This window comes from Gemmobacter sp. 24YEA27, assembly GCF_030052995.1.
Taxonomy (GTDB): domain Bacteria; phylum Pseudomonadota; class Alphaproteobacteria; order Rhodobacterales; family Rhodobacteraceae; genus Pseudogemmobacter.
The window spans coordinates 3,474,785-3,499,444 of the sequence record NZ_JASJPW010000001.1; the positions used below are offsets into that span (position 1 = coordinate 3,474,785).

The 24,660-nt window shown below is 64.0% G+C and carries 20 protein-coding genes, 2 pseudogenes and 1 riboswitch; of the genes and pseudogenes, 15 read left to right on the forward strand and 7 right to left on the reverse strand.

The window, feature by feature from the left end:
* Positions 1-4: 4 nt before the first annotated feature.
* The 6 genes from mrdA to QNO18_RS17280 all read left to right on the forward strand — a co-directional run bounded on the left by mrdA (position 5) and on the right by QNO18_RS17280 (position 7,824).
* On the forward strand, positions 5-1,951 hold the full coding sequence (gene mrdA / locus QNO18_RS17255; RefSeq protein WP_198837029.1) for a penicillin-binding protein 2: 1,947 nt from the start codon (positions 5-7) through the stop codon (positions 1,949-1,951).
* 4 nt (positions 1,952-1,955) lie between these two features.
* The gene (gene rodA, locus QNO18_RS17260; protein WP_283178684.1) at positions 1,956-3,095 is read left to right on the forward strand and encodes a rod shape-determining protein RodA; all 1,140 of its coding nucleotides are present in this window, start codon (positions 1,956-1,958) and stop codon (positions 3,093-3,095) included.
* A 141-nt stretch (positions 3,096-3,236) separates the two neighbouring features.
* On the forward strand, positions 3,237-4,163 hold the full coding sequence (locus tag QNO18_RS17265) for a glyoxylate/hydroxypyruvate reductase A (RefSeq protein ID WP_283178685.1): 927 nt from the start codon (positions 3,237-3,239) through the stop codon (positions 4,161-4,163).
* 56 nt (positions 4,164-4,219) lie between these two features.
* The gene (locus tag QNO18_RS17270) at positions 4,220-4,633 is read left to right on the forward strand and encodes a CopD family protein (RefSeq protein ID WP_283178686.1); all 414 of its coding nucleotides are present in this window, start codon (positions 4,220-4,222) and stop codon (positions 4,631-4,633) included.
* A 485-nt stretch (positions 4,634-5,118) separates the two neighbouring features.
* Positions 5,119-5,520 (forward strand): hypothetical protein, encoded by a 402-nt coding sequence (locus QNO18_RS17275; protein ID WP_283178687.1) that lies wholly within the window; start codon positions 5,119-5,121, stop codon positions 5,518-5,520.
* Between the two features lie 749 nt (positions 5,521-6,269).
* A riboswitch (cobalamin riboswitch) is annotated at positions 6,270-6,482 on the forward strand.
* A gap of 103 nt (positions 6,483-6,585) precedes the next feature.
* Positions 6,586-7,824: an aromatic ring-hydroxylating dioxygenase subunit alpha gene (locus tag QNO18_RS17280; protein WP_283178688.1), complete on the forward strand. Its 1,239-nt coding sequence runs from the start codon at positions 6,586-6,588 to the stop codon at positions 7,822-7,824.
* Between the two features lie 372 nt (positions 7,825-8,196).
* Here the strand turns inward: QNO18_RS17280 and QNO18_RS17285 are convergent, their stop codons facing one another.
* From QNO18_RS17285 to QNO18_RS17300, 4 genes and pseudogenes are all read right to left on the reverse strand, one after another.
* Positions 8,197-10,311: a hypothetical protein gene (locus QNO18_RS17285; RefSeq protein WP_283178689.1), complete on the reverse strand. Its 2,115-nt coding sequence runs from the start codon at positions 10,309-10,311 to the stop codon at positions 8,197-8,199.
* A gap of 8 nt (positions 10,312-10,319) precedes the next feature.
* Positions 10,320-13,162 (reverse strand): annotated as a pseudogene (locus QNO18_RS17290) (DUF4159 domain-containing protein).
* A complete protein-coding gene (locus QNO18_RS17295; protein ID WP_283178690.1) occupies positions 13,162-14,058 on the reverse strand; it encodes a DUF58 domain-containing protein in 897 nt (298 codons plus the stop codon). Before QNO18_RS17295 ends, QNO18_RS17290 begins: the two are co-directional and overlap by 1 nt.
* Positions 14,055-15,071 (reverse strand): MoxR family ATPase, encoded by a 1,017-nt coding sequence (locus tag QNO18_RS17300; protein ID WP_283178691.1) that lies wholly within the window; start codon positions 15,069-15,071, stop codon positions 14,055-14,057. Before QNO18_RS17300 ends, QNO18_RS17295 begins: the two co-directional genes overlap by 4 nt.
* 322 nt (positions 15,072-15,393) lie before the next feature.
* Here QNO18_RS17300 and QNO18_RS17305 point away from each other — a divergent pair, with 322 nt between their 5' ends.
* Entirely contained in the window at positions 15,394-15,996 is a 603-nt protein-coding gene (locus QNO18_RS17305; protein ID WP_283178692.1) for a DUF1285 domain-containing protein, read from the forward strand.
* A gap of 9 nt (positions 15,997-16,005) precedes the next feature.
* A complete protein-coding gene (locus QNO18_RS17310) occupies positions 16,006-16,779 on the forward strand; it encodes a TIM barrel protein (protein WP_283178693.1) in 774 nt (257 codons plus the stop codon).
* Between the two features lie 42 nt (positions 16,780-16,821).
* Here the strand turns inward: QNO18_RS17310 and irrA are convergent, their stop codons facing one another.
* On the reverse strand, positions 16,822-17,277 hold the full coding sequence (gene irrA / locus QNO18_RS17315) for an iron response transcriptional regulator IrrA (protein WP_283178694.1): 456 nt from the start codon (positions 17,275-17,277) through the stop codon (positions 16,822-16,824).
* 280 nt (positions 17,278-17,557) lie between these two features.
* Between irrA and fabA the strand changes: the two genes are divergently transcribed.
* The 6 genes from fabA to QNO18_RS17345 all read left to right on the forward strand — a co-directional run bounded on the left by fabA (position 17,558) and on the right by QNO18_RS17345 (position 22,659).
* Complete coding sequence (gene fabA / locus QNO18_RS17320; protein WP_283178695.1) at positions 17,558-18,067, forward strand: bifunctional 3-hydroxydecanoyl-ACP dehydratase/trans-2-decenoyl-ACP isomerase; 510 nt, start codon at positions 17,558-17,560, stop codon at positions 18,065-18,067.
* 24 nt (positions 18,068-18,091) lie between these two features.
* Positions 18,092-19,321 carry a beta-ketoacyl-ACP synthase I gene (gene fabB, locus QNO18_RS17325; RefSeq protein WP_283178696.1) on the forward strand — a complete coding sequence of 410 codons (1,230 nt, stop codon included), beginning with the start codon at positions 18,092-18,094 and terminating at the stop codon, positions 19,319-19,321.
* 23 nt (positions 19,322-19,344) lie between these two features.
* Positions 19,345-20,133: an enoyl-ACP reductase gene (locus QNO18_RS17330; RefSeq protein ID WP_283178697.1), complete on the forward strand. Its 789-nt coding sequence runs from the start codon at positions 19,345-19,347 to the stop codon at positions 20,131-20,133.
* Positions 20,134-20,473: 340 nt separating this feature from the next.
* Positions 20,474-20,791 carry a hypothetical protein gene (locus QNO18_RS17335; RefSeq protein WP_283178698.1) on the forward strand — a complete coding sequence of 106 codons (318 nt, stop codon included), beginning with the start codon at positions 20,474-20,476 and terminating at the stop codon, positions 20,789-20,791.
* A gap of 24 nt (positions 20,792-20,815) precedes the next feature.
* A complete protein-coding gene (locus tag QNO18_RS17340) occupies positions 20,816-21,763 on the forward strand; it encodes a 5'-nucleotidase (protein ID WP_283178699.1) in 948 nt (315 codons plus the stop codon).
* Between the two features lie 230 nt (positions 21,764-21,993).
* Positions 21,994-22,659: a hypothetical protein gene (locus tag QNO18_RS17345; protein ID WP_283178700.1), complete on the forward strand. Its 666-nt coding sequence runs from the start codon at positions 21,994-21,996 to the stop codon at positions 22,657-22,659.
* Positions 22,660-23,118: 459 nt separating this feature from the next.
* On the opposite strand, the gene QNO18_RS17350 is transcribed toward QNO18_RS17345, so the two are convergent.
* Positions 23,119-23,958 carry a hypothetical protein gene (locus QNO18_RS17350; protein WP_283178701.1) on the reverse strand — a complete coding sequence of 280 codons (840 nt, stop codon included), beginning with the start codon at positions 23,956-23,958 and terminating at the stop codon, positions 23,119-23,121.
* Between the two features lie 36 nt (positions 23,959-23,994).
* The gene (locus QNO18_RS17355) at positions 23,995-24,345 is read right to left on the reverse strand and encodes a hypothetical protein (RefSeq protein ID WP_283178840.1); all 351 of its coding nucleotides are present in this window, start codon (positions 24,343-24,345) and stop codon (positions 23,995-23,997) included.
* On the opposite strand from QNO18_RS17355, the pseudogene QNO18_RS17360 reads away from it, so the two are divergent.
* A pseudogene (locus QNO18_RS17360) lies at positions 24,233-24,574 on the forward strand (DUF3363 domain-containing protein); the annotation flags it as partial. The gene QNO18_RS17355 and the pseudogene QNO18_RS17360 sit on opposite strands and share 113 nt — an antisense overlap.
* Positions 24,575-24,660: the final 86 nt, after the last annotated feature.

The window sequence follows — 24,660 nt, forward strand, 5'->3', positions numbered from 1 at the left end:
CCTGATGAGACGCACGCAAAAAGACGCGGAAGACAGCGCCCGCAGCATCACGCGGCGGGGCCTTTTGCTGGGCGGCGGCATGACGGCGATGGTGGCGGCGCTTGGCGTGCGGATGCGCTATCTCCAGGTCGACCAGGCCGAGGAATTCAAGCTCCTGGCCGAAGAGAACCGCATCTCGATCGAGCTGATCCCGCCGGGGCGCGGCCTGATCCAGGACCGCAATGGCAAGCTGATCGCCGGGAATGAACAGAATTACCGCGTGGTGATCACGCGCGAGGATGCGGGCGATGTTGATCGGGTGATGCACCGCCTTGCCGGGCTGATCCCCATGACCGCCGAAGAGCTGGACCAGACGCTGGCCGATGTGAAGAAGAACGCGGCGCATGTGAAGGTCGTGGTGAAAGACCGGCTCGACTGGGACGATTTCTCGAAAGTTGCGATCAATGCGCCGGCGCTGCCCGGGGTGATCCCCGAGGTCGGCCTGTCGCGGATCTATCCGCGCGGCTATGATTTCGCTCATATCGTCGGCTATGTCGGCGCGGTGTCGCAAAAGGATCTCGACGAGCAGGAGGATCCCGACCCGATCCTCAGACTGCCGAAATTCCAGATCGGCAAGATCGGGACCGAGCGCTGGATGGAGAAGGTGCTGCGCGGTCGTGCCGGCACCCGCCAGGTGGAAAAGAACGCCTTTGGCCGGGTGATGCGGGAACTTGGCCGCGAGGAAGGTGTCGCCGGCGGCGATATCCGCCTGACCATCGACGCCGATCTGCAAAATTTCGCCCAGGCCCGTCTGGGCAGCGAGAGCGCCGCCGTGGTGGTGATGGATGTCCGGAACGGCGATCTCTTGTGCTGCGCCTCGGCGCCCTCTTTCAACCCGAACCTTTTTGTGCGCGGCATCAGCCATACCGATTATGCCAGCCTGACCGAAAACGACCACCGGCCGCTGGCGAATAAAGCGGTCTCGGGCGCCTATCCGCCCGGTTCGACCTTCAAGATGGTCACCGCGCTGGCGGCGCTTGATTCCGGTGCGATTGACCTTGGCCATAAGGTGCGCTGCCCGGGTTATCTGGAATTCGGCGGCCGCCGCTTCCACTGCTGGAGCCGGGGCGGCCATGGCACGCTGTCGCTGACCCAGAGCCTGCAGAAAAGCTGCGACGTCTATTATTACGACATCGCGCAAAAGGTCGGCATCGACAAGATGGCCGAGATGGGCCGCCGTCTCGGGCTGGGGGGCCGCCATGAGCTGCCGATGTCGGCGATTGTGCCGGGCACCATGCCCGACCGCGCCTGGAAACAGGAAAGCTACGGCCAGGACTGGCGGATCGGCGACACGATCAACGCCTCGATCGGTCAGGGCTATGTGCTGGCCTCGCCTTTGCAACTGGCGGTGATGACGGCGCGGATCGCCTCGGGCCGCGCGGTAGAGCCGCGCCTGGTGCGGATGATCGACGGGAAAGAGATTGCCGCGCCTGAACCGGCATCGCTCGGGATTGACGAACGCCACCTTGCGGCGATGCGACAGGGGATGTGGGATGTGGTCAACAGCCAGGCGGGCACCGCGCGCTCGGCCCGGATCGTCGACCCGACCATGATCCTTGCCGGCAAAACCGGCACCAGCCAGGTCCGCAACATCAGCGCAGCCGAGCGCAGCCAGGGTGTGATCCGCAACGAACAACTGCCCTGGCGCAGGCGCGACCATGCGCTTTATGTGGGCTATGCGCCCTATGACAATCCGCGCTATGCGGTGGCGGTGATCATCGAACATGGCGGCGGCGGCTCGACCGTCGCGGCGCCGGTTGCGCGCGATGTGATCCTTGCAGCCCTTGCCGGAGGCCGCCCGCCCCTGGCCGCCTACCCTTCCGACCAGCGCGGCCGGATCGAATCGATGCTGAAAGACCTGCCGCTGCGCGACCCCGAGACCGGCGCCCTTACCAAATCCGATCAGGCCTGAGCCAATGGCATTTTTCGAGAACCGCCTGAAACAGGCCCCGACCGGCATCCGCAAGGTGCTTTACCTGAACTGGCAGGTGATCGTGCTGGTCACGGCGGTCTCGGCGGTGGGGATCCTGATGCTCTGGTCGGTGGCGGGCGGGGATTTCAACCTCTGGGCCCGGCGCCAGGCCCAGGTCTTTGCCGCCGGCATGGTGCTGATGTTCATGGTCGCCATGGTGCCGGTCTGGTTCTGGCGTTCGATGGCGGGGATCGCCTATCTGACCTCTTTCGTGCTTCTGATTATCGTCGATCTCTATGGTGTCGTGGGCATGGGGGCGCAGCGCTGGATCGATTTCGGGCCGTTGCGGCTCCAGCCCTCCGAGATGATGAAATTCAGCCTCGTTCTGATGCTGGCCGCCTATTATGACTGGCTCGATATCCGCAAAGTATCGCGGCCCTTATGGGTGCTGATCCCGGTGCTGCTGACCTCGCTGCCGACGGTGCTGGTGCTGATGCAGCCCAACCTCGGCACCTCGCTGATGCTCTTGATGGCGGGGGCGGCAGTGATGTTCGCGGCCGGCGTCAGCTACTGGTATTTCGCTGCCGTGACCGGATTGGTCGTGGGCACTGTTGTTGCAGTGTTCCAGAGCCGGGGCACCGAGTGGCAGCTCCTCCATGACTATCAGTTCCGCCGGATCGACACTTTCCTCGACCCTTCTGCCGATCCGCTGGGGGCGGGCTATAACATCATCCAGGCCAAGATCGCCCTTGGCTCCGGAGGCTGGTCGGGCAAGGGGTTCATGCAGGGCACCCAGTCGCGGCTGAACTACCTGCCGGAAAAGCAGACCGACTTCATCTTCTCTACGCTCGCCGAGGAATTCGGCTTTGTCGGGGCCTTCTCGCTGCTGATCCTTTACGCGCTGATCATCGGGTTCTGCATGATCTCGGCCTTGCAAAACCGCGACCGGTTCTCCTCCCTCCTGATCATCGGGGTCGCCGCCAACTTCTTCTTCTATATCGCGGTGAACCTGTCGATGGTGATGGGCATGGCACCGGTGGTCGGCGTGCCGCTGCCGCTGATGTCCTATGGCGGCTCGGCCATGCTGGTGATCCTTGTGGGCTTTGGGTTGATGCAAAGCGCCCATGTCCACCGGCCGCGCTGAGCGGCAGCCAGCAGATAAGTATTTGCATCAAGGGGAATGGGCTTTCTCCTGACTTAAATACGCACCGCGCGGAACGCGCAAAGCGCCCCGAAGGGGCGCCCCCTCTGGACAAATCATGCAGCGCGACGCAGGCTCGCGGCCATGACACAGATCTTCTTTTCCGCTCCCGGCTGGGATGAATATGAACCCTTCCTGCCCGCCGCGCTAAGGGCGGCCGGTATCAGCGCCGATATCGTTACCGAAGCGCATGACCCTGCGGCGATCGACTATATCCTCTATGCGCCCACCTCGCCTTTGCAGGATTTCGCCCCCTTCACCCGCGCCAAAGCGGTCATGTCGCTCTGGGCCGGGGTCGAGCGTATCGTGGGCAATCAAAGCCTTACCCAGCCGCTGACCCGGATGGTCGATCCGGGCCTGACCGAAAGCATGGTGGAATATGTCACGGGACACGTCTTGCGCCATCATCTCGGCATGGACCGCCATATCGTCAATCCAGGCCGGGTCTGGGACCACGCCTGCCCGCCCATCGCCCGCCAGCGCCCGGTCACCTTCCTTGGTCTGGGCGAGCTGGGCCTCACCTGTGCCCGCGCGCTCCAGGCCCTGAATTTCCCGGTCAAAGGCTGGAGCCGCAGCCCGAAATCCATCGCGGACCTCGCAACCTTTCATGGTGAGGCCGGCTTGCGGGAAGCGTTGCGCGATGCGCAGATCGTCATCACCCTGCTGCCCAACACGCCGGACACGCAGAACATCCTCAATGCGGACACGCTCGCGATGACGGCGCCCGGCGCCGTGGTCATCAACCCGGGGCGTGGCCCGCTGATTGACGATGCCGCGCTGATCGCGGCGCTGGATGCCGGCCAGATCTCGCATGCCACGCTGGATGTCTTCCGGGTCGAACCCCTGCCGCAGGACCACCCGTTCTGGGCGCATCCTAAGGTCACCATCACGCCGCATGTTGCCGCCGATACCCGCGCGGTGACCGCCTCACAGGTGATTGCCGAAAACATCCGCCGCGCAGAAACGGGCGAGCCCCTCCTCCATCTGGTGGACCGTATCCGGGGCTACTGAGGCCCTGCGACAGTTTCTCCCTTGAACAAAGAGGGAGAAATCTGCCACCTGAGCCGATGGACTGGATAAAAATCATTCATATTCTGGCCGTGATGGGCTGGATGACCTCGATCTTCGCGGTGCCGCGCGCGCTGATCTACTGGAAGCGCGAATGGGCCAGCCTTGGCGCTTTCGGACCGCTCGGCGATCTGACCCTGCGGCTCTATCGCTTTTCGGCCGGGCTGATGGTGATCGCCATTGCGACCGGGCTCTGGCTGGCTATCGGCTGGTGGGGGTTTGATCCCTGGCTGCATCTGAAGCTGAGCCTCGTCGCGTTTCTTGTGATCCATTACATCTGGACCGGCCGCATGGTCTGGCGCGCGCGGCGCGGCGAGTTCCGCGAAAGTGACCTGTTTCTGCGGATCTTCAACGAAATCAGCGTCTTTGCCGTAATCGCCATCCTCTGGGCCGTGGTGGTAAAGCCCTTCTGACGCAGGACCGACGTCACGCCGGCCCGCGGGGAGCCTGACCTCTGCGGCGCGAGATCCCGCAAGCTGTCTCAGACCCTGGCCCGGCACCTGGCACCTGGCACCGAATGGTGCCATTGCGCCAGGGTAAATGGCCAGGAACAGGACGGCCACCAGGTTCGCAACAGGCGGAAGAGGCCGTACGAAATCCGACCGCCCCCGCGACTGAGAGCGGAGAGACAATCCGATACCCCCCTGAGGCCCGGCAATCCCGGCCATGGGAAAGACCCGACCCGCAAGGCAGGGGACCGTCGCGGCATTCTGGCTCAACTGTCGGGCGTGGCGGGCAAGAGCATGAATGGACAATATCGCGCCACCGGCGGCCTCTGGCTGCACAGATACTGATTTGCATGACAGTGGCCCCTCCTGCGGCGCGACTGGCGCGGGTTCCTTTACCAGTGGCCCGACCGCCACATCACGAAAGGCTACGCCGCTGCGAACCGCCACCCTTGCGCCGGATCAAGCCTGCCCATTTCCTGCCCGGCAAGGGCAAGACCACGAGGATCACGCTTCCGGGCGAGGCCTGTCTGAGCTTTGTGACCACCATGGAATCCGATATTGTCAGCCCGCGTCTGCGCGCCCTGATGACAGCAGAGCTGCCCGGCCAGGGCATGGTGCCGGGCTTTTTCCTCTCCTGCCCGGCGCGGCATCTGCCCGAGAGGTCTTTCGACGGCCTGACCAGTGCGGCGGCACTTTTTCGCAAAGAAAGCGAATGCCTGGCCCTGATCGGTCAGGTCTTCGACGAACGCGCAGTTCGGCCGGGACATGCCCGAAGCCCTGCTGCAAGACCGCCACGCGGGGACACTTTGCCTGGATCATTTTCGCCCAATGCCTCGGCAACAGCCATGTGACGCTCAAGCGCAGCTGCCGGCGCGAAGCCGGCATGACACTGTTTGAATGCCTGCGCGATCTGCGGCTGGAACGCGCCGCCGATCTGATCCGGAGCAACCGCCGCTCGCTGCCCGAAGCCGCCTATGATTGAGGCGTTTCCGGCCCCGGCCATCTCAGCACCGCTTTTCACAAACACTTTGGCATGACCGCGCGCGACGTCGGCGGGCGGGGTGCAACCGGACCTGACGCTTTCGCGAGATGGAAGATCTGTTTGCCCCGACAGAGATCCGGCCTGCGGTTTCGTGCCAGTCGCAGCGGCAACCGATCTGCTGCGCGGACCGCCACGCCATTCCGCCGTTCCGCCCGACCATTGGAGCGAGTCTGCGCTGCACGCGTCAACGGCGGGGGCGGTGATCCCCGGTCTGACGGCGGTGCAAAACATCGCGCTGATGCTGCCCGGGCGGGCGAGGCCTGACATCCCCGAGACCCTCGCGCAACTGACCCTCGGCGCTGAGGCCGCTTCCTCCGCCTCGGGGCCGGGTGAGGAAGCCAGAGGCCTCGTCACGGCCCTGATCGCCGGGCAGAGGGCCAGGGCCCGCTTTACCCTGGTCGTGATCAGCCATGACCGGAAGCGGCATTTTAGCCCAGTTTCGCGCTCAGACGGGCGCCGGAGGGCGGGCCGCGGCCTGAAACGCATCACATTCCGGGCCTCAGATCAATTTCGACATAATTTGCCGCAGACAGAACAGTTTTTCACATAGCGCCTGCTCTGATCGCGTCAGATCAGGGTGCCACCATATCGGGAGGTCTGGAGGAGAATTGGGAAGCCGGACCGATGCCGGCGCTGCCCCCGCAACGGGTGCGGCGCTTCGCGGCATGGCGGGACCCACTGGCTGAAGGAGCGGCCGGGAAGGTGCCATTTCTGTTCGCGAAAGGGCACAGGCCAGACATCCGGAAACCAGCCCTGAGGCGGAAATCAGCGTGGCTGCGGCGGGCAGTCAGGAGCGCTTTGGCAGGTCCGCCCCGGACCATAGCCCGGCGTCTCCGATCACCCGGGGCAGCAAACAAACCAGCAGGAGGCCAGATTGGGCGCGCTTCACGACGATAGTTTTTCCACCCCGGACCAAAAGCCCGACGCCATTGCGCGGCTGATCGCGGAACACCGCCCGGGCCATGGCCTCGTGCGGGATTTCTACATGGATCCGGACGTCTTTGCCCGTGATATGGAGCGGGTGTTCCGCCGCCACTGGCACTGTCTGGCCCATGAAAGCGTGATCCCGAAGCCCGGCGATTTCGAGCTGTTCCGCCTTGGCGATGAACAGGTCATCCTGACACGCGACATGCAGGGCGAGGTGCATGGGCTCCTGAATTCCTGCCGCCATCGCGGTGCCGAGGTCTGCACAAAAGACAAGGGCAATGCGAAGATGTTCGTCTGCCCTTATCACGCCTGGACCTATACGCTGGACGGCGCTTTGCGCGCGGCCCGGCTGATGCCGAAGGATTTCGACCGCGCCGCCCATGCGCTGAAAAAAGTGCATGTGAAGGTGGTCGAAGGGCTGGTCTTCATCTCCTTCGCGAAAGACCCGCTGGATTTCACGCAAGTGGAGCAATCCCTGCACGCCAGTATCGGCCAATATGGCTGGGGCGCGGCAAAGGTCGCGCATCGCGAGACCTATCCGATCTCCGCGAACTGGAAGCTGGCGGTCGAGAATTATGTCGAATGCTATCACTGTGGCCCGGCGCATCCGGAATATTCGCAGACCCATGCGCTGGAGCAACCGCCCGAAGTGATCGCCGGTCTCAATGCCGCCATGGAGGAAAAGAGCTGCGCGCTCGGGCTTTCGGTGCTGTCGGGCAATCACTGGCAGAATTCATCCCGGGGTGGCGAGGCGGTCGATGTTTTCCGCTATGCGCTTTACGAGGGCGCCTCGACCGGGTCCGAAGATGGCTCCCCCCTCGCACCTTTGATGGGGCGCTTCACCGATTATGATGGCGGCGTGACCTCAATCCATCTCGGTGGCACCACATTTCTGGTCTGCTATCCCGATCACGGCATGATCTACCGTTTCATCCCGAAAACCCATGATACCTGCGAGATGGAACTGATCTGGCTGGTGAAAGACGGCGCAGAGGAAGGCGTCGATTACGATCTGAACCTCCTGACCTGGCTCTGGAAAGTCACGACCGAGGAAGACAAGAAGATCATCGAACACACCGCGCGCGGCGTGAAATCGCATTACTTCGAGCCTGGTCCCATCGCACCGATGGAATATAACGAGTTGCGCTATATCACCTGGTATCTCGACGAGATCAGCCGGGCCTGACCAGCGCCACGACCGGAAGAAACGAGGTTCCGGCCCCCGCCGGGCCTCGTATGCCCTGCCAGGAAATTCCACCTGGGGCGGCCGTCCACCACGCCTTGCAGGACGGGCGGAAAGCAGAGCGGTCTCCCCGGCCGCTCCCCCGCAAGCGCGCTTTGCCCGCCGGCCGCCCTGCGAGCGTCCGGGCCAAGCCGGCCCCTGGCCGGAAACCCCGTCCGGGGTAAACTCCCGGGATATCAAATGCGCCAGGGGGCAGAGCCGGCAAAAATGCGTCCTCTGTTCCGCGCCCGGAAAAGCGGCAATACGGCGCAACAGCTTTCCCCTGACAAACAGACTCTCGCCGAAGGCAAAGCGCCCCGCAGGGGCGCCCCCTCCTCAGCGCTTCGCGCCCCGGCGGCCCTCGATCAGCCAGGCGGCGATGACCAGCCCGGCGGTCAGCACAAGCCAGGCCCAGCCCGGCAGCAAAGCCGCCAGTCGCACCTCGGTGGTCATCCAGGCCTCGCGGGGTGTGATACCGATCCAGCCGCGCCCCGTCACCGGTCGCCCCTCTGCCACCTGCCGCAGGTCAGGCAGGCCGGGCTCCAGCCGGGTCACCGACCCATAGGCCGGGCCGCCGGCGGATTTCGGCGCGATCACCGCATCGCCCGAGGCGATGGTTTCGACGAATTCGCGCGGGCTGGCCGGGCCGACGCCGATCACCCGCGTCAGATCGCCCTGTTCCAGCCGGTAAAGCCCGGCCTCGGGCGCCTGCCAGACCACCTGATACTTGCCCGGTGCCACCTGGATCATATCAAGGATCACCGGCTTCCCGGGCTCTCCCTCCACCGCACTGTCCTGTGCCGTGACAATCAGTGGCCCTGGCGGATCCTCGGACACCGTGCGCCGCGTGATGGTCAGTTCATTGCCTTTGGCGGTCGCCGTCAGCGCCTCTTCTTCAAGATCCGGCTCTTTCAGCATCCAATGTGCCAGCCGCCGCAAAAGCTCCAGCTGCGGCCCGCCGCCCTCATAACCGCGGCCCCAGAGCCAGGCATGATCCGAGGTCAGGACCGCGATCCGCCCCTCATCCACCCGGTCAAGCACCAGCAAAGGCGCACCATCCGGCCCCTCCATCACGGTCTGACCGGAAAGTTTCTCGACCTCCATAACCCGGAACCAGCGGCCCCAGCCCGGCTCGCCGTTTTCGCCCTGAGGCGCAAAACGGTCGAGGCCCTCGGTGACCGGATGGCGCTGGCCGAGTTCCGTGATCTTCGGGCGGAACCCGCCTTCGATGACCTGAGCGGTCGGCGCCACCGGCAGCACCTCGGCCAGAGGCGAGCGGTACAGGCTGTCGACCGCGCCGAATTCCGGCCCCGAGGCCACCAGAACCGTGCCGCCCTCGCGGATATAGCGGACGACATTGTCGATGTAAGACATCGGAAGAATGCCGCGCATCCGATAGCGGTCAAAGATGATCAGGTCGAATTCGTCAATCTTTTCGATAAACAGCTCGCGCGTCGGAAAAGCGATCAGCGACAGCTCATCCACCGGCACGCCATCCTGTTTCTCCGGCGGGCGCAGAATGGTGAAATGCACGAGATCGACGCTGGCATCTGATTTCAACAGGTTGCGCCAGACGCGTTCCCCGGCATGAGGCTCGCCCGAAACAAGCAACACGCGCAGCCGGTCGCGCACGCCATTGATCTGCACCACGGCGGTATTGTTGCGCTCGGTCAGCTCGCCCGAGGTCGGGCCGATGGCGAATTGCAGCACATTCAGCCCGCCATGCGGCAGCACGACCGGCAGTTCCAGATCCTCGCCCACCGGCACCGAATAGGTCTGCGGCGCATCGGCATCGACCGCGATGGTCAGATCGGCGAATTGCGGCACATCCGGCGGCACCAGACCCTGATCCTCGACCCTTAGCTTCAGCTTGAATTCCTCGCCGATGATCGCGAAGGCCGGCGCATTCTGCACCACAAGGCGGCGGTCCCAGTCGGCCGCTTCACCTGTCAGCAGCAGATGGAACGGCGCGGGCAGATCGGGGCGCATCTCAAGGTCATGCACCCGCCCGTCCGAGATCAGGATCACCGCCGCCACCCGGGCACGGGGTTCCTCGGCCAGGGCCTCCGACATGGCGGTCATCGCCAGCGTGCCGGTATTGTCGGCGCCATCGGTGATGTGTTTCACCCGCAGCTCGGTATTGTCCAGCGCCGCGACCTGGGCCTCCACCCGCGTCAGCGCGCGCCGCGTCTGATCGGCCCGCGCCCCAAGACCCTGGCTCGCGCTGTCATCCACCAGGACGATTACAATGTCCGAAAGGTTCTGCCGGTCCTCGCTTTGCAGCCCCGGCCCGGCCAGCGCCGCCAGAAGCGCAGCCAGCCCAAGCCCGCGCAAGAACCAGCCCGGCAGCCCGCGCCAGAGCGCCAGCGCCAGCATCAGAAGCGTCACGCCGCCAAGCGCCCATAAAAGCGGCCAGGGCACCAGCGGATCGAAGACAAGATGCGCCGTCATCGCGCCGTTCATTGGCCGAGCCTTTCAAGAAGCGCAGGCACATGGACCTGGTCGGACTTATAATTGCCGGTCAGCACATGCATGATCAGATTGACGCCGAACCGCCAGGCCAGCTCGCGCTGTTGTTCGCCCGCCGCGCCCCGGCCCACCGGCAAAAGCGGCACGCCGTTTTCATCGGTTGCCCAGGCCGCCGCCCAGTCATTGCCGCCGATCACCACCGGCGTCACCCCGTCATTGAGGTTGCGAAACGGCACGCCCTCTTCCTGACCGGCATCGGCGGGGGCCGCCTCGACCCAGATCGTGCCCTCGGCCCAGCGACCGGGAAAGCTTTGCAACAGATAGAAGGTGCGGGTCAGAACATGGTCTTCCGGCACCGGCTCCAGCGCCGGGACATCCAGACCGGCGGCGATCCGTTGCAGCGCCTGGCCCTCCGGTGTGCCGCCGCCAAAGGCCGCGATATTGGCGTCACGGGTGTCGAAAAGGATCATGCCACCGGTGCGCAGAAACTGGTTCAGTTTCGCATAGGCCGCGTCCGACGGAGTCGGCGCATCTGCTGTAACCGGCCAGTAAAGGAAGGGGAAAAACGCAAGTTCATCAGCCTCAAGATCTATCCCGGTCGGGTATTCCGGCTCGATAGAAGTGCGCTCCCACAGCCGGTCGCCAAGCCCGACAAGGCCGAATTCCGAGGTCTCGTCGATCTGCGAATCGCCGGTTTTCACATAGGCCAGCGAGACGCCCGAGGTGGAGCGGATCGCGAAGTCATCGCCGGGTTGCGGCAAATCAGGCGGCGCGCTGTCGGTGGTCTGTGCGGCCTCGGGGGCGCCGGCGGCGTCTCGCCGCTGCCCTGGGCCTGCGCCTGTGGCGCGGCCAGCCCGGCCAAAAGCGCCACCGCGAGAACCGCAACCCCGCGCCGCAGGCCGCCGAGCCGCCCCCCAAGCCAGAGAGAGGCAAGGATATCGGCCAGCAGCACCACCAGCCCGGCCGACAAAAGCCAGCCCTTGAGCGATTGTTCGGGCGGGGTCGCAAGACCTTCGACCCGCGCCGAAGGCGGCCATTCCGCCGCCACCAGCCTGGTTTCGGGGCTGACGACGTTCAGGGCGACACGGCGGTCGGCACCTGCGTAAAGACCGGGCGGATGGGCGGGGCCAGGACCTGCCACCATCGCAATCGCCAGGTCTTCGCCGGGCACACCTGCGACCTCGCCCGCGTCTCGTTCCTCGCCCCAGGCGTTCAGCATCACCTCGGGCACCCAGATCTGGCCGGCGAGTTCGCGCGCGCCCGGCAAAGACGGGCGGGTCGAGATCGCCAGCCGCTCAAGCATCTGCACGAAAAGGCCAGACAGCGGCAAAGTCGACCATTCCGCATTGGCGGTGACATGAACCAGAACAACCTGGCCGTCGCCCATGAATTTGCGCGTGACCAGCGGCGTGCCATCATCCAGCGCCGCGATGGTGCGTTCCGCAAGGTCAGGATCGGGTTGCGCCAGGACCTGCTCGGCCACCTGGACATCGCCAGGCAGTGCGAGGCCGAAAAAGGGGCTGCCCTCGGGGAACGGCGCCAGTTCTTTCGCATCGCCCCAGCTCATCGCGCCACCAAGCGCACGGCCCCCTTCGCGCAGCCGCACCGGCATCAGCGGGTCTTCCTCGAAACGGCTCACATCCGAGGCCGCGAGGCGCGGCCCGGCAAAGCGCAGCAACAGCCCGCCCTTTTCGACCCATTCCACCAGCACCGCCTCTTCCGATGCGGTCAGCCGCGCAACATCGGCCAGGATCACGGCATCGGGATTGGCGGGCAGCGCCGTCGTCACCGGCGCCTCGATCAGATCGGCCACCGGCTCCAGCGCCTGGCGCAGGTAATGCAAAGGCGACAAAAGCTGCAGCCCTTCGGCCTGGGGGCCCGCGGTGATCAGCGCCACCTTGCGCCGCTTGAGACTGTCATCGGTCAGGCTCACCGCCCCGGCAGACCGCAGGCCCGCGATCTCGAAGCGGGTGACGCGGTTCCTGAGTTCGGGCGGCAGGTCAAGCTTCACTTCGGCCCGGGTATCGCCTGGCGCAAAGCTGATCCTGGCCCGCGCGAGTTCGCGCTCCACCCCCGAAGGATCCGGGCCACGCCCGGTGACCTCGATATCGGCCGCCCCGCCCGCCTCAAGCCGCGAGGCGGAGAGCAGCACCGCGCCTTCGGCAAAGCCCGCCGGATGCAGCGCGAGCACCGGGCCATCGCCGGTCAGCACCGTCAGCTGCCCCTTATCGGCGAACAATCCCGCCAGCATGGCGCGCCCTTCGTGGTCCAGCCCGTCCGAAAGCCAGAGCGTGTCGAAATATCCGGCCGGGAAATGGTCGATCCAGGCGCCGGGATCCTGCGGCAGCCAGGGCGAGGGTTCCATCACCGCAAGCCTGCCCTTCCAGTCCTCGGCGGCGCGGAAGGTCACCTCCTGGGGCGCATCGGTCAGGCGGATCACCGCGACCGTGCGACCGTCGCGACCGGCCTCGTCCAGCACAAGCCCCGCGCGCTCGATCCGGCGCGCCCAGTCGCGCGCCTCGGCCCAGCCGCCGTCAAGCACCACCAGAAGTGGTGCCGTGCCGGCCTGTTTTTGCTCAGGGTTCAGCACCGGACCGGCAAAGCCGATAATCGCCGCCGCCACCGCAAGCACCCTGAGAAGAAGCAGCCACCAGGGCGTGCGATCGGTCTCGGCATCCTCGTCCTGTAGGCCCAGAAGCAGCGCGACACCCGGGAAGCGGCGGCGGATCGGCGCCGGCGGCACCGCACGCAGCAGGAACCACAGCACCGGAAGCGCTGCGAGCCCCCAGAGAATCCAGGGCGTCAGAAACCCGACCGGAACAATCATGAACATCAGCGCCCGCCCTCCAGCGCGCGATAGAGCCACAAAAGCGCAGATTGCGCCGGGGCTCCGGTATGGAATGTGGAAAACTGCCAGCCGACCAGGCGGGCAAGCTCGCTCAACCGGTCCTTGCGCTCGGCCAGCCGGGCGAGGTAGCGGCTGCGCAATTCGCCGGCCTGCTGCGTCTCATGCCGCATGGATCCTGACATCGATTCGAAGATCACCCGGCCATCAAAGGGAAATTCTTCCTCCGCCGGGTCGAGGATCTGGCACAGGGCGCCACGCACCCCCCGATCCGCCGCGCGGGAAAGGGCCGCTTCGACCGGCTCGATGGGCCCAAGGAAATCCGAGACGAACACCGCGCGGCCATGGCCGACCATGCCTGCCGTTTCAGGCGCGCCGTAATCCCCGGATTCGGGTTCGCCCGCCAGCCTTGCTGCCAGTCGCACGATCTGACTGCGGCCCGAACGCGGCTGCGCCAGGCCCGCCAGCCCGACCCGCTCGCCGCCGCGCAACAAAAGCACCGCCAGCGCCAGCGCCAGCAGACGCGCGCGCTCGCCCTTGGCGGGGCGGTCCTTGCCGCCGGTGAACGTCATGCTTTTGGCCGGATCGACCCAGAGCGTCACCGATTGCGCCGCCTGCCATTCACGTTCGCGGATGAAATGCCCGTCAGATCGCGCCGAGCGCCGCCAGTCGATGGCCCGCGCCGGGTCGCCCTGATGCGCGGCACGATATTGCCAGAACTCGTCACCGGATCCGGCGCGCCTGCGGCCATGCTCTCCCAGCATCAGGGTGGCGGCCAGCATCTCGGCCTCAGCCAGCAGCGGCGGCAGCGACTGGCCGAGCGCCTCCGCCCGGCTCTGAAGCGCCTCGTTCTGAAGGGTCGAACTCTGAAGGGTCGGGCTCACGCAGCCGCCTCAAGCCCGAGGATGCGGGTGGTGGTGCGCGAGATCACCGCGGCCAGGGTCTCGCCCCGCGCGCGGGCAGCGAAGGACAAAGCCATCCGATGCGTCAGCGTGGCCTGGGCCAGAGCCGCCACGTCGTCGGTCGACGGCGCGAGCCGGCCGTGAAGGAGCGCCCGCGCCCGGACGGTCAGCATCAAAGCCTGCGCCGCGCGCGGCCCCGGCCCCCAGGCGAGGCTGTCTTTCAGATCGCGGCCTTCGGGTTCCCCCGGACGACAGGCGCGCACGAGATCGAGGATAGCTTCGACTACCTTATCGCCAACCGGCATGCGGCGGATAACCGATTGTGCCTGGATCAGCTGATCGGTGTCGAAAACCTGGATGGCATCGGCCTCAGCCGCGCCGGTGGTGGCCAGAAGGATCTCACGCTCGACCGCACGGGTCGGGTAATCGACATCGACCTGGACGAGGAAACGGTCCAGCTGCGCCTCAGGGAGCGGATAGGTTCCCTCCTGTTCAATCGGGTTCTGGGTTGCCAGCACATGGAACGGCCGGCCAAGCGCGCGGTGCTGACCGGCGATGGTGACCTCTTTCTCCTGCATCGCCTGCAAAAGCGCGGATTGCGTTCGCGGGCTGGCGCGGTTGATCTCATCAGCGAGCAAAAGCTGGCAGAAGACCGGGCCTTCGAGAAAGCGGAAGGCGCGGCTGCCATCGGTCGCGGTCTCGAGCACTTCGGAGCCGAGAATATCCGCCGGCATCAGATCGGGCGTGAACTGGATGCGGTTGGCGTTCAGCCCCATGACGGTGCCGAGCGTGTCGACAAGACGGGTCTTCCCAAGCCCCGGCAGACCGACCAGCAAGGCATGTCCGCCGCAGAGCATGGCCGAAAGCACCAGCTCAACCACCTTTTCCTGCCCGATGAAGCGACGCTCGATCGAGGCGCGGGCCTCGCCGAGCTTTGCGCCCAGAGCCTCGATCTCGGTCACCAGCGCGACATCTCCTGCGGGGGCTGCGGTCATTCAGAGGCTCCATCTGTGTTGAACGTCGGTCTCAGCGCAGACATTAGACCGAAATCACCGCCGGACCACAAATGCCAAAAGGCGACTTGACACAAATGATCGTGACAGAGGCGCGATGTTTCGCCGGTGACGTCCGTCGCCGGGGGCTCTGCCCCCACGCGCTTGCGCGCTCCCCCGGGATATTTAGGGACAGAAAATGAGAGGCTGCTATTTTCTGTCCCTAAATATCCCCGCCGGAGGCATCCGAAATCAGCCAGTTGCGGCGTGGTCTTGTGATCCGGGCCCGGGCATCCGACATTGGAGGGGCAACCTGGTGAGGACCATGCAGGATCAGAGTAACAATCAGCCCTCGGCCGACGGCCTGGCTAAGGCGGCCACAGCGGCCACAAAGAAGGGCGGTTTGCCGCCGGTCCATCTGTGGAACCCGCCTTTTTGCGGCGATCTCGACATAAGGATCGCGCGGGATGGCACATGGTTCTATCTCGGCACCCCCATCGGGCGCGAGCCGCTGGTGCGGCTGTTCTCGTCGATCCTGAAGCGCGAGAAAGGCAGATATTACCTTGTCACGCCGGTCGAGAAGGTCGGGATCATTGTCGAAGATGCGCCGCTCTTCGCCGTTGATATCGAAGCGGAAGGCGCCGGGCGCGACCAGGTGCTGCGTTTTGCCACGAAGACCGGGGACGTGGCCCTGGCCTCGGGCGCCCATCCGTTGGAGGTCAGACGCGATCCTGTTTCCGGCGAGCCCTCTCCCTATATCCTGATCCGGGGAGAGGGTGAGGCGGCACTCTGGGCGCGGATCGACCGGAAAAGCTTTCTCCGGATGGTGGATTTCGGTTGCCATGAGACATATGACGGGGATAGCTGGTTTGGCCTCTGGTCTTCGGGGGAGTTTTTTCCCGTCATCAGATCCTCAGAACTGGCCTGATCCCGATACATGTCCCGCTTCGCCGCCAATCTGACCTATCTCTTCACCGAGGTCCCGATGCTGGACCGCCCCGACTGGGCGCGGCGCACCGGCTTTGACGGGGTCGAGGTGCTGTTCCCCTATGATCACCCGGTTGCAGAATGGGAACGCGCGCTTGGCGACATCCCGCTCGTGCTGATCAACACGCCCCCGGGCGACTGGGCCTCGGGGGATCGCGGCTTTGCTGCCCGGCCCGGCGATGAGCAGACCTTCCGCGACGGGTTCCTTCATGCTGCCGATTATGCGACGCGGCTGAATGTCCCTGCGGTGCATGTTATGGCCGGTGTCGCGCGCGGGCCGCAGGCCGAGGCGGTGTTTACCGCCAATCTCTCCTGGGCTGCCGAACAGGCGCCGGATCTGACGCTCGTGATGGAGCCGCTGAACCCCGACGACATGCCGGGCTACTTCCTCAATGATTTCGACCAGGCGGCGCGGATCATCGACGATATCGCCAATCCGAGGATCGGACTGCAATTCGACATCTGGCATGCCGCAAAGCTGCATGGCGATGCAGCCAGCGTCTGGGCCGATCACCGGGACCGCATCCGCCATGTGCAGATCGCGGGCTTTCCCGCCCGCAATGAACCGGGTGGTGGCGGCTTCTCGCTGCCTGATCTCTGCGATGCGGTGGCAGAGCTGGAAAATGTCTGGATCAGCGCGGAGTATCGGCCGGCGCGCGGCACGGCCCAGGGGCTGTTCTGGCTGAATGCACTGAAATCGCGCGGCGCGCTGATCGGCGGCTGACCGGCCCCCATTTCCGGCGCCGCCCGGGGCGCGCAGGTGCCGTTACTTGCGGCGCAGCCGGATTACCACATCGACACGGCTGATTTCGGTACCAGCGGGCGGTTCGGGGATACGGGCAAGCTCGAGCTCTTCCTTGGGCGCATCGGTCAGGATCGCGCTGTCTTCCCAGTAGAAATGCGGGTGATCGTCGATCCGCGTGTCGAAATAGCTGCGCGCCCCATCGACCACGATCTCATTCACGAGCCCGGCATCGCAAAACGCGCGCAGGGTGTTATAGACGGTGGCGAGGCTGACTTTCTCCTGCGCGCAGCCGGCCATCTCGAAAAGGCTTTCGGCGGTGACGTGACGATCTTCGCCATCGCCGACCAGCAGGCTGGCCAGAGCAAGGCGTTGCCGCGTCGGGCGCAGCCCCCCGCGTTGCAGCCAGTCAGAGGCCCGTGCCTGAGCCCTGAGCTCTGCCTGAGCCTTTACATCGTGAGCGTCGCTCGCCTGTGCCATATCCATCCTGCTCCTGCCCTTGTGCCACAGCATCCCGGCATCTCGTTCCGCCTCCGGGCCGCCGGCCCCTGAAAAATGCAGGGAGGCAGCACCGGCCGGACGCGACACCGCAGGCTGTCATACGGGCGTTGCTGGAAAGATTATAAAGTGTTGCGGCCCGGGGATTCAATTGAAAACCGCCAAATTGCCCTGCGGCCCCTCGCAAGCGCTGCACCCTTGCCCTATGTTTGTCGCCTCTGTTAGAGGAAAGTTGTGAAACTAAAGACAGAACGGGGAGATTATGGGGCGTTATCCGAACAAATTCGACCGGGATGACCTGCTCGCCTGCGCAAGGGGCGAGCTGTTTGGCCCCGGCAACGCCCAGCTGCCCGAGCCGCCGATGCTGATGATGGACCGCATCACCGAGATCTCGGAAGATGGTGGCGAACATGGCAAGGGCCATGTGGTTGCCGAATTCGACATCACACCGGACCTGTGGTTCTTCGCCTGCCATTTTCCCGGCAATCCGATCATGCCGGGCTGTCTCGGCCTTGACGGGCTCTGGCAGCTGACCGGCTTCAACCTCGGCTGGCGGGGCTGGGAAGGCCGTGGCTATGCGCTTGGCGTGGGCGAGGTCAAACTCACCGGCATGGTGCGCCCCGAGCGTAAGATGCTGCGCTATTTCGTCGATTTCACCAAGGCCGTGCAGACCCGCCGCCTGACCATGGGTGTGGCAGACGGGCGCGTGGAAGCGGATGGCGAGACCATCTACCTCGTGAAAGATATGAAGGTCGCCCTCTCGGCCACCTGACCTCAAGGCAAGGACTGTACCCCTATGCGTCGCGTCGTCATCACCGGTCTCGGCATCGTCTCTCCCATCGGCAATGATGTGGCCGAGGTCGAAGCCAGCCTGCGCGCCGGGAAATCCGGCATCGTTTTCGCCTCTGACTATGCCGAGCGTGGCTTCCGCTCGCGCGTGCATGGCCAGCCGAACATTACCTTCGAGGACCATATCGACAAGCGCGACCTGCGTTTCATGGGCGATGGTGCGGCCTATAATTACATCGCGATGCAACAGGCGATCAAAGATTCGGGCCTTGAGGAAAGCGATATCTCGAATGAGCGCACCGGCATCATCGTCGGATCGGGCGGCCCTTCGACCAAATCTTTCTTCAAGGCGCATAACATCGTCGCGGAAACCGGCTCGCCCAAGCGGATCGGCCCATTCGGCGTGACCAAAGGCATGTCCTCGACGACCTCGGCCTGCCTTGCGACACCCTTTAAAATCAAGGGCGTGAACTATTCGATCACCTCGGCCTGCTCGACCTCGGCGCATTGCATCGGCAATGGGGCAGAGCTGATCCAGATGGGCAAGCAGGATATCGTCTTCGCCGGCGGCGGCGAGGAGCTCGACTGGACGCTGTCGTGCCTCTTTGACGCGATGGGCGCGATGTCGTCGAAATACAATGACACGCCGGAACGCGCCTCGCGCACCTATGACGCCAATCGCGACGGATTCGTGATCGCGGGCGGCGGCGGCCTTGTTGTGCTGGAAGAGCTGAACCATGCGCTGGCGCGTGGCGCAAAGATCTATGGCGAAGTCACCGGCTACGGCGCCACCTCGGACGGCTATGACATGGTCGCGCCCTCGGGTGAAGGCGGCGAGCGGTCGATGAAACTGGCGCTGTCCACCCTGCCCCAGGGCCGCCGGATCGACTATCTCAACAGCCACGGCACCTCGACCGGCGTCGGTGACATCACCGAGATCAAGGCGATCCGCCGCGTCTTTGGCGAGGGGAAGACCCCGCCGGTGGCCTCGACCAAATCTCTGACCGGCCACTCGCTCGGCGCGACCGGGGTGCATGAGGCGATCTATTCGCTGATCATGATGAACAAGGGTTTCATCGCGGCTTCGGCCAATGTCGAAACCCCCGACCCGGAGCTGCTGCCGGGCGAGATCGTGACCAGCCTTCGCGAGAATGTCGAAATTGACGGTGTATTGTCGAACAGTTTCGGGTTCGGCGGCACCAATGCCACTTTGGTTATGAGTAAATATCTCGGGTAAGAATAAAGCGGGGGAACCGGGCAATGGCCGGACTGATGCAGGGTAAACGCGGCCTCGTCATGGGGGTTGCGAATGACCGTTCCATCGCCTGGGGCATTGCCTCGGCGCTGGCGGCCGAAGGGGCAGAGCTGGCTTTCTCCTATCAGGGCGAGGCATTTGGTAAGCGGTTGCAGCCGCTTGCCGCCTCGGTCGGGTCGGATATCCTTGTTGATGTCGATGTGACTAATGAGGCCTCGCTGGACACCTGTTTTGCTGCGCTGAAAGACCGCTGGGGCAGCCTGGATTTCGTGGTCCATGCCATCGCCTATTCCGACAAGACCGAGCTGACCGGGCGGTTCACCAATACGAGCCGCGCGAATTTCCTCAATTCGATGAATATTTCGTGTTTCAGCTTTATCGACGTGGCCCGCCGCGCTGCCGAGCTGATGCCGGAGGGCGGCAGTCTCGTCACCCTGACCTTCCAGGGCTCGACCAGGATCGCGCCGAATTACAATGTGATGGGGGTGGCCAAGGCCGCGCTCGAATCAGCGACTCGCTATCTGGCAAATGACCTCGGACCGCAGGGCGTGCGGGTGAATGCGATCTCGCCCGGACCGATGAAGACCCTGGCCGGATCGGCGATCGGCGGCGCGCGCGCGACCTTCCGCCACACCGAAGAAAACGCGCCGCTCCGGGCGAATGCCACGCTGGAAACCATTGGCGGCACCGCGGTCTGGCTGTGTTCCGACTACGGCCGCGCCACGACGGGCGAGACGATCCATGTCGATGGCGGCTTCCATATCCTCGGTTTCCCGCAATCGGAAAACCTCTGAACGGCACCGGAATCGGGGGTAAATGCCCCGGTTCCAGTTCCGCAAAACATGTCAGGCGGGCTAAGCCTGCCCGTCGCCCCGCGCCGGTGGCCCAGATCATTGATCGCGGCTGTGGCGCCGCCGCAGGGTCAGGCCGCGTGGCATCGATCAGCAGAGCCCCGGGTCGCATCGCAAGCACGCGCGCCAGGCCCCTTGCCAGCTGGCCAGCGGCGGCAGGCCCGGCGAAATCCTGAGCCGCTTCCGCGAGCAGGCCCGTTTTCGTCAGCGACAGCGAGATATCCTGCCGCCACCGGTCCTCCCTGACCTCGCTCCAGTCGCAACCTGAGCTGCTCCCCGATTCTTGGACAGTTTTCCGGCTGGTTTAAGCTGGTGCCTGCGCCTGCTGATCGGTTTCGATACAGGTGAAGCAGACCACGGCAGGCAGCTGCCCGCCATGGAGGGCGTGACCGATGCCACCGTTCTGCGGAAAGCGGAAACCGCCGCTCTCTGGGCGTTCATCGCGACCGCCGCACAGGCAAAGAGCTCGTCGGAAAAACCGTGGTCCTATCTTCTGGTCCCCGAGCACGCAGTTATGACGAATGCAACCGTCAAGGGTCTGGCGGCAAGCCACACGAGGATCGCCGACGTGGATCTACGCGGTAGATATACCCAAGAATAACAAAGAAACCGTCTGGGAGGGCGAATGGATCCGGTTGAAGCTCGAGCCGTCTTGCAGGCACATCCTTTGCGGATTGGCGTGTCTACCCGCTCTCTCTTCGAGCTGGATGCGGAGGACAGGATATTCAACGAAGAGGGCGTTGATGCCTATGTGAAGTATCAACGCGAGCACGAGGAGGATATCCTCGGAGAAGGCGCCGCATTCCAGACCATAAAGCGGATCCTGGCGCTGAACGAAGATCCCTCCAGCCCCTATGTCGAAGTCGTCTTGATGTCGAAGAACTCGCCAGACCTCTCGCTTCGGGCATTCACATCCGCGAAGGCCTACGGTCTCCCGATCCGGCATGGCAGCTTCACGAGTGGCAGGTCCCTTGCCCCCTATTTGCCGGCCTGGGGAATCGACCTCTTCCTTTCCAACGACGAGAAGGACGTGAGGTCCGCGGCCGCAAGTGGCGCTGCGTCGGCCCTTCTGCGGAAACGCCCGCCGGACCTGGGTGATGCCCTTGACGACGGCGAATTGCGGGTCGCCTTCGACGGAGATGCTGTCATTTTCGGTCCAGAGTCCGACGCAATCTACGCAAGCTCGGGGTTGGAACATTTCCTAACTCATGAATCGGACAACGCCCATGTGCCGATGCAACCTGGTCCGCTCGCAGGGTTCTTCAGAAAACTCAGCATGCTAAGGGCGATACATATGAAGCCGAGCCGCGTGAGCAAGGTGCGGATTGCCGTTGTCACTGCCCGCAATGCCCCAGCCCATGCACGGGCCATCCATACCTTGCGGTCGTGGGGCGCGGACGCCGATGAAGCGCATTTCGTGGGCCGGAACAGCAAGGCGCCCATTCTGAAAGCCATGGGTGCCCATATCTTCTTCGACGACCAGGCGGCACATGTCGACAAGGCCTCGTCCGTGGTTCCCTCCGGCCTCGTTCCTGGCCCCCACGCTCCAGATGATCCCGTGATCCCTGCCTGAAGTAAATGATACATGGCCAACACTCGTACGGGCAGACCCGCGCAATCCCGTTAGAACTGCCGCGATAGCCAAAAAGTTTTGATCTCTTGACCTACGCCTCAGACGTTCGACCCGCACCTCGCGAAACGGTCCCCTCTTTCGTATCTCGGCTAGCCGCCTCGAAGGGGGTCACTGCTGACAACTTCTGTCTTGATATGGGAGTATCACTCAAAAGGCTGGTTGTTCTGGAGATGGGGGCGGTCAAGGCGCTCGCCCACTGGGGCGCACTCAGCGATAGAGATCTCGATGAGCTCTTGTCCTGGACGGGTGTGCCGGCCGGCAACATCCGCATGAGGTTCCGCGGCGAAGTCATGGTCTCAAAGGGCGTCGCGGTCCGGGATATGATCAACCAAGTCCGGGCCGGTAAGATGCGGCTCAGACGATCAAGGGAAATCCCAGGATACAACGCGTTCCAGGTCTCCGTGGCAGAGGTTAACGCCCTGGCTGCCCTCCTTGATCAATCTCGGCCACAAGACCCGGCGTTCACGGGGACCGTATCCGCTGCGGCCTTTGGGCGTAAGGTGGGCATGCGGGATGGTGGCCACTTCATCGCGCTGATCCAGACTGGCCATGTAACCGCACAGGCTGTCTTAAACCCAAAGACTCATTTGACCCAGTTCCGGATGTCGGATGAGGACATCGCCGCGTTTCACAAGAAATTCCTGACGACCACGGCGATCGAGGAGCAGTTCGGCCTGCATCGCAACGGGATTCTCGCCATCCTAAGATCCGCAGGTGCCCGACAGTTCATGTTGGAGGAGCGGTCAATCGGCCCCATCTGGCTGCGCACCAACGTCGAGGGCATCTTGGTCGCAAACTATGGAAGACGCACACTGCCAACTTCGGGCGGTCACTGATTTCGATCGACCTTTAAGAAATTCTCTTATCTTACAGAATTATACACCCCGCCCGAATTCGTATCGCATGATTTCGCTTGACAGGGGTGAGCATAGCTAAGCCCAAAACGTGCAGACTTATGCCTCATCGGCATTAAGTGCGTTGGGGGGTGGCGCGCCGCGCCGGGTGATGATGAGAACTACGTCTACTCTATAGCCCTCCTATAAGCAGTTTCGTACCCAGGCTTTCAGCAAACCAGCCGATTGCCCCGTTGCACAAAGCGGCCGGCGAGGGGGAAACCATGCAATCGGGCAACGTATGGGGCCTACAGCGGTCCGTCAGCTCTTGGCTGGAGCGCGTCTAGCTGCCGTTCCGCAGCCGACCCCAAACCGGTCTTTCGCTCTCCATGCCGACGATGGCGCTTTTGCCCAAAGCGGGCCTTACCAAAGTCTCCGATCAGCCTGGTGCAACGATGTCCATTAGGCCTGCTCCATGCCGGGTGGTCGCTGATCCCGAGGGTCCGACATCAGCTTGTGCGGCAGGGCCTTCGTGAAGCGGCCCAGGCTGCCGAGGATCGCGAATACCCTGTCGGGCAGCGCATCGATCACCTCGTCGCGCAGGTAACAAATCCAGGGCTGATCGTTGGTCGTGGACCAGACGAAGTACTGGTCCCAGCCACGTTCCGCGATCAAGGCAACGAACGTCTTGCGCTGCGGGATCGACCATTCGAAGCCGCCATGGAACATCCGGTTCCGGTAGCTGAGCAGAGCGACAATCCAGTCGAGATCATCAGGGCCAAGATGGGCAGAAACCCCGGTGGCGTCACAGAGCTGCGGCAGGCCAGAAACGATGTCGACGCGGCCGTCATTCTTGCCGAAGTACCACTGGACGTTCCACTGTTCTGGATTCTCCTTGGCCCGGCGCCACCGCTTATGATCGGGCGGCGCGATGCCCTTGGCGACGTATTTCTCGCCAAGGGCATGGAAGGCTTGCGCGAAAATGGTCTCGATCGTCGGGACGATCATGCCGACGGCAGAGAGGCTGATCGCGGCGTCGCTGTATGTCGCCCGCCACATCGCATCGACATGCTCGTCGACAACATGATCGTGGTACGGCCCCCTGTAGGTTCGGGCTTCTTCCTCCAGCCCGTTGATGTTGGTGCTGACATGGTCGGCCGATCGCCGGTGCTCTCCGAGGACAGCCCTGATGGCCTCGAGTTGGGCATCCCAGTCGATCGTAGCCACGAGACGATAGAGGTAGTCGCGATCATCGAGCAGGTTTTCGAGGCCAAGCTTGAGACCTTCCGGGTCGGTCGTCATCATTCCCTCCAAGCGGAAATCGGCGGCCGATGGCCGCTATTCCGTCGCTTTCGGCAGCAGGTCGAGGCAGCTCGTATCGCCGGCGGCCGCCAGGAAATTGATGGCGTCGACCGCATTGGCGACGGCCTGCGTGTCGCCAGTGGACAGGCCGGCGACGAGGATTGCTCGCAGGTCTTGCGACCTCACGCCGAGCTCCATCATATCGAGGTGACGGTTCTTGATCAGCGTTGAGATAGTTTCCACGCCCCGATGTGGGAGCGAAGAGCTGAACTTGGCGATCCGATCCAAGAGGTGAAAAGTTTGGCTTGGCGCATACCGGCGCAATCTCCTCGCCACGCTGCGCGAGCGCGAGATCGCCCGTGTCGGCGGCGAGATGGCAGCGACCAAGGGCCTGTCGTTCTGCGCCGCCACGGTCGGCGAGACCGTCACCGGCAAGCTCACCGGGACGATGCAGCTATCGAGTGGCAAGTTCGCCGTCGTCGAACAGAGCCACGAGTTCACCCTTGTCCCATGGCGACCCATCATCGACCGCCAGCTTGGCCGCGAGGTGAGCGGCATCGTTCAGGGCGGATCGGTGTCGTGGCAGTTGGGACGGCAGAGGGGATTGGAACGGTAGTGACTTTTCCATTCAGGAAGGGCGGGTGGCGGGGAGCGCTCTTGCGGTGCATCTTGACGGGCCTGTCACTAAGTGACAAAAACAAT